The sequence below is a fragment of the Phaeobacter sp. JH20_02 genome, from assembly GCF_048056915.1.
Taxonomy (GTDB): Bacteria; Pseudomonadota; Alphaproteobacteria; order Rhodobacterales; family Rhodobacteraceae; genus Phaeobacter; species Phaeobacter bryozoorum.
This window is the reverse complement of the sequence record NZ_JAYMVP010000022.1, coordinates 317,715-331,481: the sequence shown is the minus strand read 5'-3', so window position 1 is coordinate 331,481 and position 13,767 is coordinate 317,715. Positions and strand designations below refer to the sequence as shown.

The 13,767-nt window shown below is 65.6% G+C and carries 15 protein-coding genes, 1 tRNA gene and 1 riboswitch; of the genes, 14 read left to right on the top strand and 2 right to left on the bottom strand.

Annotated elements, in window-relative coordinates:
• Position 1: 1 nt before the first annotated feature.
• From VWY34_RS08350 to cobJ, 3 genes are read left to right on the top strand one after another with little or no spacing between them, the layout of a single operon-like run.
• Entirely contained in the window at positions 2-631 is a 630-nt protein-coding gene (locus VWY34_RS08350; RefSeq protein ID WP_416543116.1) for a precorrin-8X methylmutase, read from the top strand.
• Between the two features lie 3 nt (positions 632-634).
• The gene (locus VWY34_RS08345; protein ID WP_260087413.1) at positions 635-1,363 is read left to right on the top strand and encodes a precorrin-2 C(20)-methyltransferase; all 729 of its coding nucleotides are present in this window, start codon (positions 635-637) and stop codon (positions 1,361-1,363) included.
• Entirely contained in the window at positions 1,360-2,124 is a 765-nt protein-coding gene (cobJ, locus tag VWY34_RS08340; protein WP_416544062.1) for a precorrin-3B C(17)-methyltransferase, read from the top strand. Before VWY34_RS08345 ends, cobJ begins: the two co-directional genes overlap by 4 nt.
• On the opposite strand, the gene VWY34_RS08335 is transcribed toward cobJ, so the two are convergent.
• Positions 2,121-2,861 (bottom strand): cobalt-precorrin-6A reductase, encoded by a 741-nt coding sequence (locus VWY34_RS08335; protein WP_416544061.1) that lies wholly within the window; start codon positions 2,859-2,861, stop codon positions 2,121-2,123. The two genes, cobJ and VWY34_RS08335, sit on opposite strands and share 4 nt — an antisense overlap.
• Between VWY34_RS08335 and cbiE the strand changes: the two genes are divergently transcribed.
• From cbiE to cobF, 7 genes are all read left to right on the top strand, one after another.
• Positions 2,860-4,056 (top strand): precorrin-6y C5,15-methyltransferase (decarboxylating) subunit CbiE, encoded by a 1,197-nt coding sequence (cbiE, locus tag VWY34_RS08330; RefSeq protein ID WP_416544060.1) that lies wholly within the window; start codon positions 2,860-2,862, stop codon positions 4,054-4,056. The two genes, VWY34_RS08335 and cbiE, sit on opposite strands and share 2 nt — an antisense overlap.
• On the top strand, positions 4,053-4,430 hold the full coding sequence (locus VWY34_RS08325) for a cobalamin biosynthesis protein (RefSeq protein ID WP_416544059.1): 378 nt from the start codon (positions 4,053-4,055) through the stop codon (positions 4,428-4,430). Before cbiE ends, VWY34_RS08325 begins: the two co-directional genes overlap by 4 nt.
• Positions 4,427-5,221 carry a precorrin-4 C(11)-methyltransferase gene (gene cobM, locus VWY34_RS08320; RefSeq protein ID WP_340544881.1) on the top strand — a complete coding sequence of 265 codons (795 nt, stop codon included), beginning with the start codon at positions 4,427-4,429 and terminating at the stop codon, positions 5,219-5,221. Before VWY34_RS08325 ends, cobM begins: the two co-directional genes overlap by 4 nt.
• 4 nt (positions 5,222-5,225) lie before the next feature.
• On the top strand, positions 5,226-6,545 hold the full coding sequence (locus VWY34_RS08315; protein ID WP_416544058.1) for a cobyrinate a,c-diamide synthase: 1,320 nt from the start codon (positions 5,226-5,228) through the stop codon (positions 6,543-6,545).
• Positions 6,542-7,306: a uroporphyrinogen-III C-methyltransferase gene (cobA, locus tag VWY34_RS08310; protein ID WP_416540507.1), complete on the top strand. Its 765-nt coding sequence runs from the start codon at positions 6,542-6,544 to the stop codon at positions 7,304-7,306. The genes VWY34_RS08315 and cobA overlap by 4 nt, the downstream gene beginning before the upstream one ends.
• Before the next feature lie 187 nt (positions 7,307-7,493).
• Positions 7,494-7,710: riboswitch (cobalamin riboswitch) on the top strand.
• 27 nt (positions 7,711-7,737) lie between these two features.
• On the top strand, positions 7,738-8,415 hold the full coding sequence (locus tag VWY34_RS08305; RefSeq protein ID WP_416534760.1) for an energy-coupling factor ABC transporter permease: 678 nt from the start codon (positions 7,738-7,740) through the stop codon (positions 8,413-8,415).
• Between the two features lie 69 nt (positions 8,416-8,484).
• Complete coding sequence (gene cobF, locus VWY34_RS08300) at positions 8,485-9,252, top strand: precorrin-6A synthase (deacetylating) (RefSeq protein WP_416544057.1); 768 nt, start codon at positions 8,485-8,487, stop codon at positions 9,250-9,252.
• A 75-nt stretch (positions 9,253-9,327) separates the two neighbouring features.
• On the opposite strand, the gene VWY34_RS08295 is transcribed toward cobF, so the two are convergent.
• Positions 9,328-9,417, bottom strand: a tRNA-Ser gene (locus VWY34_RS08295).
• Between the two features lie 333 nt (positions 9,418-9,750).
• Here VWY34_RS08295 and VWY34_RS08290 point away from each other — a divergent pair.
• Genes VWY34_RS08290 through VWY34_RS08275 form a run of 4 tightly spaced genes read left to right on the top strand, consistent with a single transcriptional unit; the run spans position 9,751 to position 13,742 of the window.
• Positions 9,751-10,680 (top strand): SPOR domain-containing protein, encoded by a 930-nt coding sequence (locus VWY34_RS08290; RefSeq protein WP_416539276.1) that lies wholly within the window; start codon positions 9,751-9,753, stop codon positions 10,678-10,680.
• Positions 10,681-10,732: 52 nt separating this feature from the next.
• Complete coding sequence (locus VWY34_RS08285) at positions 10,733-11,923, top strand: D-alanyl-D-alanine carboxypeptidase family protein (RefSeq protein WP_340544874.1); 1,191 nt, start codon at positions 10,733-10,735, stop codon at positions 11,921-11,923.
• Entirely contained in the window at positions 11,920-12,624 is a 705-nt protein-coding gene (gene tmk, locus VWY34_RS08280; protein WP_416544056.1) for a dTMP kinase, read from the top strand. The genes VWY34_RS08285 and tmk overlap by 4 nt, the downstream gene beginning before the upstream one ends.
• Entirely contained in the window at positions 12,621-13,742 is a 1,122-nt protein-coding gene (locus VWY34_RS08275; protein ID WP_416544055.1) for a DNA polymerase III subunit delta', read from the top strand. The genes tmk and VWY34_RS08275 overlap by 4 nt, the downstream gene beginning before the upstream one ends.
• Positions 13,743-13,767 lie beyond the last annotated feature (25 nt).

Here is a 13,767-nt window from a genome sequence, read left to right as displayed (position 1 = left end):
TATGCTCCACACCTATGAAACCAATGGCGCCGCTATCTATGCCGAAAGCTTTGCCACCATCCGCCGCGAGGCCGATCTGGCGCGCTTCAGCAAGGACGAGGAAGTTGTCGTCGTCCGCATGATCCACGCCGCAGGCATGGTGGGGCTGGAGGAGCATGTGCGGTTTTCCCAAGGCATGGCCGAGACCGCCCGCGCAGCCCTTGCCAAGGGCGCGCCGATCCTCTGCGATGCGTATATGGTCTCCGAGGGCATCACCCGCCCGCGCCTGCCCGCGGACAATGAGGTGATCTGTACCCTGCGCGACCCCAAGGTGCCGGAGCTGGCCAAGGAGATGTCCAACACCCGCTCCGCCGCCGCGCTGGAGCTTTGGCGCCCGAAACTGGAAGGTGCGGTCGTGGCCATCGGCAATGCCCCAACCGCGCTGTTTCACCTGTTGAACATGCTGAAAGACCCCGATTGCCCCCGCCCCGCCGCCATTATCGGCTGTCCCGTCGGTTTTGTCGGTGCGATGGAATCCAAAGAGGCGCTGATGGAAGATCTGCCAGTGCCGTCGATGATCGTCAAAGGGCGCCTCGGCGGGTCTGCAATCACTGTCGCTGCCGTAAACGCGCTGGCGAGCTGGAAAGAGTAAGCCATGACCATTGCGAAGGGCAAAGTCATCTGCGCGGGGCTCGGCCCCGGCGATCCCGATCTGATGAGCCTGCGCTCGCACCGGATGATTTCCGGCGCGCGCCACATCGCCTATTTCCGCAAGGCCGGCCGCAAGGGCCAGGCCCGCGCGATTGTCGAAGGCATGCTGGCAGACGGCGTCACCGAACACGCGATGGAATACCCGGTCACCACCGAGATCCATTTCTCCGATCCCGAATACAACCGGGTGCTGGCGGAGTTCTATGACCGCTGGGCCGATACATTGGCCGAGATTGCCCAGACCGAGGACGTGGTGGTGCTGTGCGAGGGCGACCCGTTCCTCTACGGCTCCTACATGCACCTATATACCCGCCTTCAGGGCCGGGCCGCGCAGGAGATTATTCCCGGCATCACCGGCATGTCCGGCTGCTGGACCGCCTCCGGCCAGCCGATCACCTGGGGCGATGATGTTCTGACCGTGGCGATGGCCACCCTCAGCGAGGATGAGCTGGCCAAACGCGCGGCAGAAACCGACGCGCTGGTCGTCATGAAAATCGGCCGCAACCTGCCCAAGCTGCGCCGCGCGCTGGAACGTGCGGGCCGCGCCGATGACGCCTGGCTGGTCGAACGCGGCACCATGCCCGGCCAGACAGTGCAGAAGCTGTCGGAGATCGACGGCGAGGTGCCTTACTTCTCTATCGTCTTGGTTCACGGACAGGGGCGCCGGCCATGACTGTATCGCAAAACGGCTGGGTTGTGATTGCGGGGCTTGGGCCCGGCAACGAGGCATTGGTAACGCAGGAAGTGCGCGACGCCATTGATGAGGCCACGGATATCGTTGGCTATATCCCTTACGTGAACCGGGTCGAGCCGCGTGAGGGGCTGACCCTCCACGCCACCGACAACCGCGTCGAAGTGGACCGCGCCACCCATGCGCTGGAAATGGCATCCGAGGGCAAGCGGGTTGTCGTTGTCTCCTCCGGTGATCCGGGGGTGTTCGCCATGGCCTCTGCTGTGTTTGAGGCGCTGGAGAATAACGCGGAAGCGCACCCGGAGTGGCTGGATCTGGAGATCAAGGTGCTGCCCGGCATCACCGCGATGCTGGCCGCCGCTGCTGCCATCGGGGCACCCTTGGGGCATGACTTTGCCGCCATCAACCTCAGCGACAATCTGAAGCCCTGGAGCCTCATTGAAAAACGCCTGCAACTGGTTGGCGAGGCCGGTCTGGCGATGGCGTTCTACAACCCGCGCTCCAAGTCGCGACCGCATCAGTTTGCCCGCGCGCTGGAGATCCTGCGCGAGGCCTGCGGCGCGGAGACGCTGATCACTTTCGCCCGCGACGTGACCAAGCCCGGGCAGGAGCTGCTGACCGTGCCGCTGAAGGACGCGACGCCCGAGATGGCCGACATGCGCACGGTGGTTATTGTCGGCAACCGCGACACGCGGCGGGTGGGCCATTACGTTTATACCCCCCGCTACGCGGCTGAGGGTTAATCTGCGGGATGCAACAGCCAGGCCATCACCTCTGCCACGCTGCCCATGACGGGGCGCTGAGGCACCTCGGGTCTGCCGATCATGATGACCGGCAGGCCGAGGGTGCGCGCGGCAGTGAGTTTGGCGGCTGCGCCTGCACCGCCGGCGTTCTTGGCCACGATATGGGTGATGGCGTGGCGCTGCATCAGATCTGTGTCGCCCGCCACGTCAAACGGCCCGCGGGCGATTTCGACCGTGGTGTTTGGCAGCGGCAAGTCGGCCTCAGGTTCGTCCACCAGCCGCAGCAGGTAGTGGTGCTGCGGTTTGGCGGCGAATTGCGCAAGGTTCTGTTTGCCGATCGCCAGAAACACCCGCGCGGGGGAATCCGGCAGAGCATTTACCGCGCCTTCGATGCTGTCCGTCTGAACCCACCGGTCGCCCTCCCCCGCCTGCCAGGCCGGGCGCTCAAAGGCACAGAGCGGCACGCCCGCCGCTTCGCAGGCGTGCACCGCATTGGTGCTCATCTGCGCCGCGAACGGGTGGGTCGCGTCGACCACATGGGTGATGTTTTCGGCCTGAAGGTATGCCGCCAGCCCCTCCACGCCACCAAAGCCGCCAATGCGGGTGGGCAGCGGCTGGCTGACCGGATTGGCGGTGCGGCCCGCGTAGGAAAACACTGCATCCGCGCCAGTTTCCGCAAGGGTTTTGGCCAATCGCGAGGCCTCGGTGGTGCCGCCCAGCAGGAGGATGCGTGTCATGTCTGATGGCCTTTCACAGCACTGGCTCACAATCATTGGTCTGGGCGAAAATGGACTGGATTCCTTAAGCGATGCAAGCCGGAAGGCGCTGGAGCAGGCCGAGGTGATCTTTGGCGGCCCGCGGCATCTGGAGCTGGTGGAGGCCGGCAGCAAGGGTCAGCCCTGGCCGGTGCCGTTTTCAACCGGGCCAGTGCTGGCGATGCGCGGGCGCAAAGTCGCTGTTCTCGCCTCCGGCGATCCGTTCTGGCATGGCGCCGGCGGCTCGCTGATGCGGGATCTGGAGGCGGGTGAATGGGTGTCGCACCCGGCGCCATCCTGTTTTGCGCTGGCCGCCAATCTTCTGGGCTGGAAGCTGGAGGAGGTTCTGTGCCTTGGCCTTCATGCCGCACCTTTTGCGCGGCTGCTGCCGCTTCTGGGCCGGGGCGTGCGGGTGATCTGCACCCTGCGCGATGGCAAGGCACCGGCGGAGCTGGCGCAATGGCTGGCTGCAAACGGCCAGCCCGACGCGCGGCTTCATCTGATGGAACGGCTGGGCGGGCCAAGGCTTCGGCTGCGCCAAGCAACAGCCGAAGCCTGGGATCTGCCGCAGGCAGAAGCGCCGGTCCTTATGGCCATCGAGGCCATGCGGCCCGGGCTGCCGCAGGCGTCGGGGCTGGCGGATGACCTCTTTGCCAGTGACGGGCAGATCACCAAACGCCCCATTCGGGCGCTGACCCTGTCGGCGCTGGCCCCGCGCGCAGGTGAGCTGCTGTGGGACATCGGCGGCGGGTCTGGGTCCGTCTCGGTCGAGTGGTGCCTGGCCGCACAGGGTGCGCGGGCGATCACCTTCGAGCCGCGCGAAAGCCGGCTGGAAAACATTCGCGCCAATGCCACAGCGTTCGGGCTGGATCACCGGATGACCGCTGTGCTGGGCAAGGCGCCGGAGGTGCTGGACGGGTTTGAGATGCCCGCCTGCGTGTTCATCGGCGGCGGCGGCTCGCAGGCGCTGCTGGATCATCTGTGGGACATCTTGCCCGCAGGCACCCGGCTGGTTGCCAATGGGGTGACGCTGGAAACCGAAACCCTCTTGATGCGCGCCCATGCGGACCGTGGCGGGCATCTCTTGAAAGCGGAGATCGCCGAGGCCGGACCGCTGGGCTCCATGCGCGACTGGCGCCGGGCGCGGCCTGTCATACAATGGAGTGTCACGCGATGAAGGTGGCAGGCATCGGGTTCCGCAGCACGGCCACGGCAGCGGATTTGCAGGCCGCACTGGCGCTGACCGGGGAGCGGGTGGATGCGCTGGCCTCCATCGCTCAGAAGGCCGACGCCCCCGCTATGCAGGAGTTTGCGCGCAGCCTTGGGCTGCCGGTGATTTCATTGCAGGAACAGGATATAACCGGGGAGCGGACATTGACCTGCTCGCCAAGGATAAAGGCGCGGTTCGGCACCGGGTCGCTGGCGGAAGCCGCGGCGCTGGCGGGCGCGCGCCATGGGGTGAAGGGCGCGCGCGCGCGCCTTGTTTCCCCGAGAGTTGTCACCGCGGATGGGCTTGCCACCGCGGCCATAGCAGAAAGACTTGAGCCATGACCGTTCACTTCATTGGCGCCGGACCGGGCGCTGCCGATCTTCTGACCTTACGCGGGCGCGACATCATCGCCGCCTGCCCGGTGTGCCTATACGCAGGCTCGCTGGTGCCGGAGGAGATCCTGAGCCATTGCCCCGAGGATGCAAAGATCGTGAACACCGCGGCGATGGATCTGGATGCCATCGTGGCGGAGATCAAGGCGGCGCATGAGGCGGGACAGGACGTGGCGCGGTTGCATTCGGGCGATCTGTCGGTGTGGTCGGCGATGGGCGAACAGCTGCGCCGATTGAAGGCGGAGGGCATTCCGGTGAGCGTCACCCCCGGTGTGCCATCCTTTGCCGCCGCTGCTGCCGCACTGGGCACCGAACTGACCCTGCCGGGCCTTGGCCAGTCGGTTGTGCTGACCCGCACGCCGGGGCGCGCGTCCTCGATGCCCGAGGGCGAGACGCTGGAGAATTTCGCCCGTACCGGTGCCACGCTGGCCATTCACCTGTCGATCGGCAATCTGGACCATGTGGTGGACAGCCTCGCGCCCCATTACGGCGCGGATTGTCCGGTGGCCGTGGTTTACCGCGCCAGCTGGCCGGATCAGCAGATCATCCGCGCCACGCTGGAGACCCTGAAGGATGCGCTGGACGAGAAAATCTCCCGCACCGCACTGATCCTTGTTGGACCGGTGCTGAAGGGCGAAGGCTTTGACGAAAGCTGCCTCTATTCCACCGAATACGATCGCCGCTACCGGCCGCAGAGCGCCGACAGCCCGTGGTCGAGCTGGAGCCATGGGGACGACTAAGGCCATGACAAATATGAACCCTCCCGGACTGATGATCTCGGCGCCCTCCTCGGGCACCGGCAAGACCACCGTGATGCTGGGCCTGCTCAGGGCGCTGGCCGAAGACGGGCTGGTGGTGCAGCCCTACAAGAGCGGGCCGGATTATATCGACCCGGCCTTTCACCTGGCGGCGGCGAAACGGCCCAGTTTCAACCTCGATACCTGGGCGATGGACGGCGGCCTGCTGGATGCAGTCACAGCGCAATCTGCGGGGGCGGAGATCTGCGTCGGAGAAGGCTCCATGGGCCTTTATGACGGTGTGGCGACGCGCGGGCAGTCGGGCTTTGGCTCCTCCGCCGAGACCGCCAAGCGGATGGGCTGGCCGGTGGTGCTGGTGGTAGACGTGGGCGGACAGGCGCAATCGGCGGCGGCCACGGCGCTGGGGTTCAAGAATTATGACACCGAAGTGCCCTTTGCCGGGGTGATCCTCAATCGTGTTGCCAGCCCGCGCCATGAGCGGCTGACCCGGCTGGGGATGGAGAAGGCGGGCATCAAGGTGCTCGGCTCCCTGCCCCGGCGCGGCGATCTGGCTTTGCCGGAGCGGCATCTGGGTCTGATCCAGGCGGTGGAGCATCCCGATCTGGAAGCCGCCATCGCGGGCTATGCGGCGTTCCTGCGCGAGAATGTCGACCTCGACGCGATCAAGGCGGCAGCGCTGGCGGGGCCTGCCCCCGCCCCGGCGCGCCTGCCCAAGCCACCTGCCCAGCGGATTGCGCTGGCGCGTGATGCGGCGTTTTCCTTCACCTATCCGCACCTGCTGGAAGGCTGGCGCGCGGCGGGGGCAGAGATCCTGCCGTTCTCGCCGCTGGCGGATGAGGCCCCCGCGGCAGATGCCGATCTGGTCTGGCTGCCCGGCGGCTACCCGGAATTGCACGGCGGCACGCTGGCGGCGGCGGAGACCTTCCGCGCCGGTGTCCGCAAGCACGCCGAGACCAAACCGGTGCACGGCGAATGCGGCGGCTACATGGCCCTGGGTGAGGCGCTGATCGACAAGGAGGGCAACCGCCACCGGATGCTGGGCCTCTTGGGCCTCGTGACCTCCTACGAGAAGCGCAAGTTCCACCTTGGCTACCGCCGTGCGGTGCTTCAGGCGGCGATGCCCGGATTTGACGCAGGCACAGCACTGCGCGGCCATGAGTTCCATTATTCGACCATTCTGGAAGAACCTGACGCGCCGCTGGCCAATGTCATGGATGCCGACGGCGGCCCGGTGCCAGAGACCGGCTCGATCAAGGGCCATGTTACCGGCACGTTCTTTCACCTGATCACGGGAGAGCGCGCATGAGCGGGTTTGTCTCCTTTGTCTCCTCCGGTCCGGGCGACCCGGAGCTCTTGACCGTGAAGGCTGTAAAGCGGCTGGAGGCTGCGGATGCGGTGCTGTTTGACGACCTGTCCTCGGGGCCGATCCTGACCCATGCCCGCGCCGACGCGGATCTGGTGGGCGTGGGCAAACGGGCCGGACGTCCCTCCCCCAAGCAGGACCATGTGAGCCAGCTTCTGGTGGATTATGCCCAAAGTGGGCTGCATGTGGTGCGGCTGAAATCGGGCGATTCCGGTGTCTTTGGTCGGCTGGAGGAAGAAATCACCGCGCTGCGGCAGGCGGGTATCGGGTTCGAGATCGTGCCCGGAGTTACCGCGGCCTCGGCAGCGGCGGCGGCGGCGAATATCCCGCTGACCCGGCGGCTGACGGCGCGGCGACTGCAATTCATCACCGGCCATGACGTGACCGGTGGCCTGCCCGATCAGCTGAACCTCGCCGCGCTGGCGGACCCGGATGCGACCACCGTGGTCTATATGGGCAAGCGGACCTTTGCGGCGCTGGCGGAAAAGCTGCTGGAGGCGGGGCTGCCCCCGCAGACCCATGCGCTGATTGCACTGGGGGTCTCGACGCCGGAGCAGGAGCTGCATTGCCACACGGTGGGCGAGCTGCCGGAGGTGCTGCGTGCGATGGAGACCACCGCGCCGGTGCTGATCCTCTATGGCCCGCTTGCCGATCAGCCTGCGGATCCGGCCCATGCCGCCGTGAAGGCCAAGGACGACCACTGACCCGCCGTCACCGCGCGGTCCCTACGCCCGGACCAGAGGTCATCCCGCTCTGAGCGCACCACACCCTGCCCGTGTTTCGCGGGTGGGGCATTTCCATTTTCGCGTGTTCGCCGCAGCTGACCCAAGGGCGCGTCGCAATCGCCTTCTCCGGGGCCGGATTCAAACTTGACCGAGTCGGGGCGCAGGGGCCACATAGGCGCCATATGGTGTCCAACGGCGCGAAGCGTCAGGACTGAAACGGGAATGAGGAACGGTGGACCCAATTGCGGCACCGAAGCCTCAACCGCCCCCGCGACTGTGAGCGGCGAGCAGCTTTCCAACACCCACTGGCCAACTGGCTGGGAAGGGGGAAAGCAAGCAGCGACCCGCGAGTCAGGAGACCGGCCATACCACATAATCAACCCGTCGGGTGAGACGGAGAGGAGACAGATATGCATATCGAACCGGGCATCGTTGATGCCACCAAAATTGGCTTGTCCTATGCCACCGCAGCCGGTGCCGCGACCTATGCTGCAAAAGAGACCTTTGTGGATCTGAAAAGGACCAATATCGCCTCCTACGCGATGCGCGCGATGATCGCGACCGTGGGTGTGCTGGTGTTCTTTGAGGTGCTGCCGCATTTCCCCGTTGGCGTGTCCGAGGTGCATTTCATTCTCGGCTCGACCCTGTTTCTGATCCTCGGGTCCGCGCCTGCGGCCTTTGGTCTGGCGATGGGTCTGCTGATCCAGGGCGTGTTCTTTGCGCCGTTTGATCTGCCGATGTACTTCATCAACCTGACCACGCTCTTGGTGCCACTGTTTGCACTGCAAGCGCTGGCCAGCCGCATCATCGCGCCGGGCACCGCCTATATCGACCTGAAATACAGCCAGGCGCTGGCATTGAGCACCGCCTATCAGGGCGGCGTGGTTGCCTGGGTGGCGTTCTGGGCCTTCTACGGTCAGGGATTTGGCAGCGCGACCGTGACCTCGGTGCTGAGCTTTGGCGGCGCCTATATGCTGGTCATCCTGATCGAGCCGATTGCCGATCTGGCCGTTCTGGCGGCGGCAAAGGCGACGCGTGGCCTCAATGGCAGCGCGCTGGTCACGCCGCGTCTTTACAACAACGCCTGATCCTTGGCACATGAGTGAACCGGCACGGCCCCGCCTTCGGGGCCGTGTTTTCGTCTGAAAGGCCCCGCAATGATTGACCTCACCCTGATCGGTATCGGCACCGGCAACCCGCAGCATTTGACCCTGCAGGCCATTGAGGCACTGAACGCGCAGGATCTGATCCTGATCCCCAACAAAGGGGCCGGCAAAGATGATCTGGCGGGACTGCGACAGGCGATCTGCGCCGAGGCGATCCGCAGTCGCGGACAGCAGGGCGATGGCCCCCGTATCGTGGAATTCGACCTGCCGGTGCGCGATGAGGCGACACAGGATTACCGCCAACGGGTGGATGACTGGCATGACGCCATTGCCGAAATCTGGTGGCAGACCATCACCAGCCACCTGCCCGAGGGCGGCGCGGTCGGGTTTCTGGTCTGGGGGGATCCGTCGCTCTATGACAGTACGATGCGGATTGCGGACCGGCTGAAAACACGGGCCGAGATTGCCCTGCGCGTCATTCCCGGCATCACCTCCATTCAGGCGCTGACGGCGGCCCATGCGATCCCGATCAATACGATCAACGGCCCCTTCACCATCACCACCGGACGACAGCTGCGCGATGCCGGCTGGCCTGCCACTGCGGATACCGTGGTTGTGATGCTGGATGGCGCCTGTTCGTTTCAGTCTCTTGAGGCTGATGGCATCGACATCTGGTGGACGGCCTATGCCGGCATGGCGAATGAGCTTTCGATCTCGGGTCCGCTGGCCGAGGTCACCGATCAGATCATCGAGACCCGTGCCAAGGCGCGTGCGGATCACGGCTGGATCATGGATATCTACCTGCTGCGGCGCAGCTGACAACAGCTGCGCAGATGTCCGGTCTCGCGCTCGGCGATGACTGTGGCCATGCGCTTGAGCTTAGGGCAGCTGGAGTGGCGGGGAGACAGGGATTCGAACCCTGGGAACGCTCTCACGTTCAACGGTTTTCAAGACCGCCGCATTCGACCACTCTGCCACCTCCCCGGTCGGCGCCGGGTTTAGGCGCTGGTTGCCGTTCTGGCAAGAGGGAATTGCAGCGGGCGGCATTTCTGCAGCGCCGTGCTCAGCCGCTGTTGGCCCCCTGCGGGGATGTGGAGGGCGGGCGGATCCGCGATCTTCGAAATCTTGCCGAGCGGGCGGCGGCAGGGTTTCCATGCGATTGCCTGACGGCTATGCTGCGCCCAGCATAAGGGCGCCGGAACAACCGGTACAGGAACAGCTGACGCCGGAGCAACCGGCTCGGGGTGGGTGACTGGTCATATGGCTGAGCACAAGACCGGGCGCAGAACGCCGTCAGATACAGGCAAGGAAGCACACATGGTTCACGCTATGTCGACACGGAAACACAGCGCGCGACGCCTCGGTGCGCCGCGTCGAGGGGCGCGGCTGGCTGCGGCATTGGCCGGGCTTATGATCCTTGGTGCCTGCGAGGATGGCCCCGGGCTGGCCTTTCTGAAACCAAAGGCGCAGGACACGGGCGCCGTCACGCCCTCAAGCAGCACCCGGCTGGTGGAACGCGAGGTCGAGGCGCCGGAAGTGTTCCAGGTGACCGAAGCGGGTCTCTGGGATGGTCGCCCGTCGCTGGGCGGGGTCTGGGTGGCGCATCCGGATGCCGAGGATCCCGAACAGGTGATCATCCGCAATCAGGCCAATGGCAAATTTGTGATCGGAGCGCTGTTCCGGCGCGAGCGGGAGATCCCCGGCCCCCGGTTGCAGGTCTCCTCAGATGCCGCCGAGGCGCTTGGCATGCTGGCGGGCGCGCCGGTTGAGCTGAATGTGACCGCCCTGCGCCGCGAAGCTGTGGCCGACCCGGATCAACCTGCGCCGGAGCTGCTGGATGACGCGGATATCGCAATCAGCGATGCCGCTGACATCGACATCCAGCCGCTTGATCCGATTGCCGATGCAGCCGCTGCGATTGATGCCGCAGCCCCCACCGCCATTGCCCCGGCGCCCGCCGCCGTGAGCGCAGCACCCGCTGCGACAGCCAAGGTGGCGGCGGCCAGCTCATCGCTGAGCAAACCCTATATCCAGATCGGCATCTTCAGCGTTGAGGCCAATGCCAAACGCACCGCCGATCAGATGCGCAACGCCGGACTTGTGCCCTCTGTCCTGGCCCAATCCAGCAACGGCAAGCCGTTCTGGAGGGTGCTTGTGGGTCCGGCTCAATCGAAATCAGAACGCAGTCAGCTGCTGAAGAGCGTAAAGGACGTCGGCTTCTCCGATGCCTATGCGGTCACCAATTGACCCTGCCTGTGCGGCGCTGCCTGACCTGACCAATCGGAAAGACGACCCTGTCATGACCTTTCTTCCCTCCCCGTTTCGCTCTGCCTTGAAACTGACCTGTGCGGCTGGCCTTCTGGTCAGCCTCTCGGCGCTGTCGGCGGCGGCTTTTGATACCCGCGCCCGCGCCGCCTATGTGCTGGATCAGGAAACCGACACGGTGCTGCTGGCCAAGAACGCCGATCTGGCGCTGCCGCCTGCGTCGATGTCGAAGCTGATGACGCTCTATGTGGCGTTTGAGGCGATCCGCGATGGCCGCCTGACGCTGGATGAGCGGCTGCCGGTCAGTGAACACGCGATGAGCTACAAGGGCTCGACCATGTTCCTCAACACCCAGGACCGGGTTCGGGTCGAGGATCTGTTGCGCGGGATCATCGTGCTGTCAGGCAATGATGCCTGTGTGGTGCTGGCCGAAGCGCTGAGCCCGGATGGCACCGAGGCGGGGTTTGCCCGCTACATGACCAAGCGGGCGCAGGAAATGGGGATGGAGAATTCCACCTTTGCCAATTCCAACGGCTGGCCCGCCGCCGGGCACCGTATGTCGGTGCAGGATCTGGCGATTCTGGCGGAAAAGCTGATCGAGGATTTCCCCCAGTATTATCCGCTGTTTGCCGAGCGGGAGTTTGAATTTGATGGCCGCGCGCCCTCCAATGTGCGCAACCGCAACCCGCTGCTGGGTCTTGGCATTGGCGCGGATGGTCTGAAGACCGGTCACACATCCGAGGCGGGGTATGGGCTGGTGGGCTCCGCGGCACAGGGTGACCGACGGGTGATTTTTGTGATCACCGGTCTGGACAGCACCACCGCCCGCGCAGAGGAGGCCGAGGCCATCGTTAACTGGTCGTTTCGCCAATTTGCCAAAAAAACGGTGGCTAAAGCGGGTGTTCCGGTCGCAGAAGCCGAGGTCTGGCGCGGGGCAGAGACAACCGTAGGGCTGGTGCCTGCCGAGGATCTGAATGTGTTGTTGCCTGCGCTTGCGGGCCGCGAAATCACCGGCGAGGTGGTCTATACCGGGCCGATTGATGCCCCCATCGAAAAGGGCCAGAAACTGGCCGAGCTGGTGCTGCAACCGGATGAGCTGCCCGAGGTGCGCCTGCCGCTGGTGGCGGAGAAGGACATTCCGACCGGCGGCTTTCCGGTGCGGGTGAAAACCGCAGCCCAGGTGCTGGTGAAACGCTTCCTCAGCGGTCCCGAGGTCAGCCAGTGACAGCAACCAAACCTGCCGCTGGCTCCGGCGGTGCCTCTGCTTACCCCGGCCTGTTCGTGACCTTTGAGGGCATCGACGGGTCCGGCAAATCGACACAATGCCGGCTGCTGGCCGAGGCGCTGGAGGCGCGTGGCCATGAGGTGGTGCTGACCCGTGAGCCGGGAGGCTCCGATGGTGCCGAGGAAATCCGCCGTCTGGTGCTGGAGGGGGATCCTGACCGCTGGTCTGCGGAGACCGAGCTGCTGTTGTTCACGGCGGCACGGCGCGACCATATGGAACGGCGGATCCTGCCTGCGCTGGCGGCAGGCAAGGTCGTGGTCTGCGACCGCTTTGCCGATAGCACCCGGATGTATCAGGGGCTGTCGCGCGGCGATCTGCGCGCCAGCGTCGACCAGCTGCACGCGCTGATGATCGGGCAGGAACCGGATCTAACCGTGCTGATCGACATGGACCCGGCCAAGGGGCTGGCCCGCGCCAAGGGGCGTCAGGGCAGCGAGGAGCGGTTTGAGGATTTCGGTCTGAATCTGCAACAGCAGATGCGCGCAGGGTTTCTGGCGCTGGCGGAGGAGTTTGCCGACCGGTTTCGCGTCATTGACGGGGACCGCCCGATTGAGCTGGTGGCCGAGGATGTGCTGGCGACCGTCACCCCGTCGCTGCCCGGCGTGACCTCAGCCGCCGCAGAGAATGGCGCGGCGAGATGAGCAAGGATGACGCCCCCCTGCGCGCGGATCAGACAGTCGGCGCGCCGCACCCGCGCGAGACGGTTCAACTGTTCGGACAGGATCAGGCAGAGCAGGATTTCCTGACCGCCTTCAATTCGGACCGGCTGCATCACGGCTGGCTCGTGACCGGACCGCAGGGTGTGGGCAAGGCGACGCTGGCCTGGCGGATCGCGGCCTTTCTGCTGGCGCAGCCCCCGGCGGAGGATGCCGGTCTGTTTGGCGCGCCGCCGCCTGCCACCTCGCTGGAGATTGGCGCGGACCACCCGGTGAAGCATCGTATTCAGGCGCTGGCGGAGCCGGGGCTGGCCTCGATCACCCGCAGCATCAACGACAAGGGAAAGCTGCGCGATCAGATCGTTGTCGATGACATCCGCGCGCTGAACAAGTTCTTTGGCCTGTCGGCAACTGACGGCGGGCGCCGGGTGGTGATTGTCGATGCCGCCGACGAGATGAACACCAGCGCCGCCAACGCGCTGCTGAAGATGCTGGAGGAGCCGCCTGCCCGCACGACGCTCTTGCTGGTGTCGCATCAGCCCTCGCGGCTGTTGCCGACGATCCGGTCGCGCTGTCGCCTGCTGCGGCTCTCGCCGCTGGGGCCTGAGGATATGCTGGCCGCGCTCAATCAGGCGGGGGCCGAGCTGCCCGGTCAGGCCGATCATCTGGCCGCATTGGCCAATGGCTCTGTCGGGGCGGCGCTGCGGCTGCTGAACCTTGGCGGCCTACCGGCCTATAGCGATGTGGTGCGGCTGCTGGACAGTATGCCCCGGCTGGATCGGCAGCGCGCCATGGCGCTGGCGGAACAGGCCGCAGCGCGCGGTGCGGCCGACAAATTCGAGCTGCTGCTGACGCTGATCGACACCGCGCTAGCGCGGCTGGCGCACACCGGGGCCACCGGAATGGCGCCGCAGCCGGAGGCCGCCCCGCAGGAGGCCGCGGTGCTGTCGCGGCTTTCACCAACACCGCAGAAGGCGCGGGCCTGGGCGGATCTGGCAGCGCAGGTGACAGCCCGGATGCGCCACGGTCAGGCGGTGAACCTTGACCCCGCAGCACTTGTTCTAGATACGGTTTTCAAGATGCAGGACACTGCGGCGCGCTGATCCGGGCGACCGGACCGCCCCGCAG

Excerpts from the sequence above, each read along its gene's own strand:
- VWY34_RS08350 (WP_416543116.1), top strand. The coding sequence starts at position 2 with ATGCTCCACACCTATGAAACCAATGGCGCCGCTATCTATGCCGAAAGC.
- VWY34_RS08345 (WP_260087413.1), top strand. The coding sequence starts at position 635 with ATGACCATTGCGAAGGGCAAAGTCATCTGCGCGGGGCTCGGCCCCGGC.
- cobJ (WP_416544062.1), top strand. The coding sequence starts at position 1,360 with ATGACTGTATCGCAAAACGGCTGGGTTGTGATTGCGGGGCTTGGGCCC.
- cbiE (WP_416544060.1), top strand. The coding sequence starts at position 2,860 with ATGTCTGATGGCCTTTCACAGCACTGGCTCACAATCATTGGTCTGGGC.
- VWY34_RS08335 (WP_416544061.1), bottom strand. The coding sequence starts at position 2,861 with ATGACACGCATCCTCCTGCTGGGCGGCACCACCGAGGCCTCGCGATTG.
- VWY34_RS08325 (WP_416544059.1), top strand. The coding sequence starts at position 4,053 with ATGAAGGTGGCAGGCATCGGGTTCCGCAGCACGGCCACGGCAGCGGAT.
- cobM (WP_340544881.1), top strand. The coding sequence starts at position 4,427 with ATGACCGTTCACTTCATTGGCGCCGGACCGGGCGCTGCCGATCTTCTG.
- VWY34_RS08315 (WP_416544058.1), top strand. The coding sequence starts at position 5,226 with ATGACAAATATGAACCCTCCCGGACTGATGATCTCGGCGCCCTCCTCG.
- cobA (WP_416540507.1), top strand. The coding sequence starts at position 6,542 with ATGAGCGGGTTTGTCTCCTTTGTCTCCTCCGGTCCGGGCGACCCGGAG.
- VWY34_RS08305 (WP_416534760.1), top strand. The coding sequence starts at position 7,738 with ATGCATATCGAACCGGGCATCGTTGATGCCACCAAAATTGGCTTGTCC.
- cobF (WP_416544057.1), top strand. The coding sequence starts at position 8,485 with ATGATTGACCTCACCCTGATCGGTATCGGCACCGGCAACCCGCAGCAT.
- VWY34_RS08290 (WP_416539276.1), top strand. The coding sequence starts at position 9,751 with ATGGTTCACGCTATGTCGACACGGAAACACAGCGCGCGACGCCTCGGT.
- VWY34_RS08285 (WP_340544874.1), top strand. The coding sequence starts at position 10,733 with ATGACCTTTCTTCCCTCCCCGTTTCGCTCTGCCTTGAAACTGACCTGT.
- VWY34_RS08275 (WP_416544055.1), top strand. The coding sequence starts at position 12,621 with ATGAGCAAGGATGACGCCCCCCTGCGCGCGGATCAGACAGTCGGCGCG.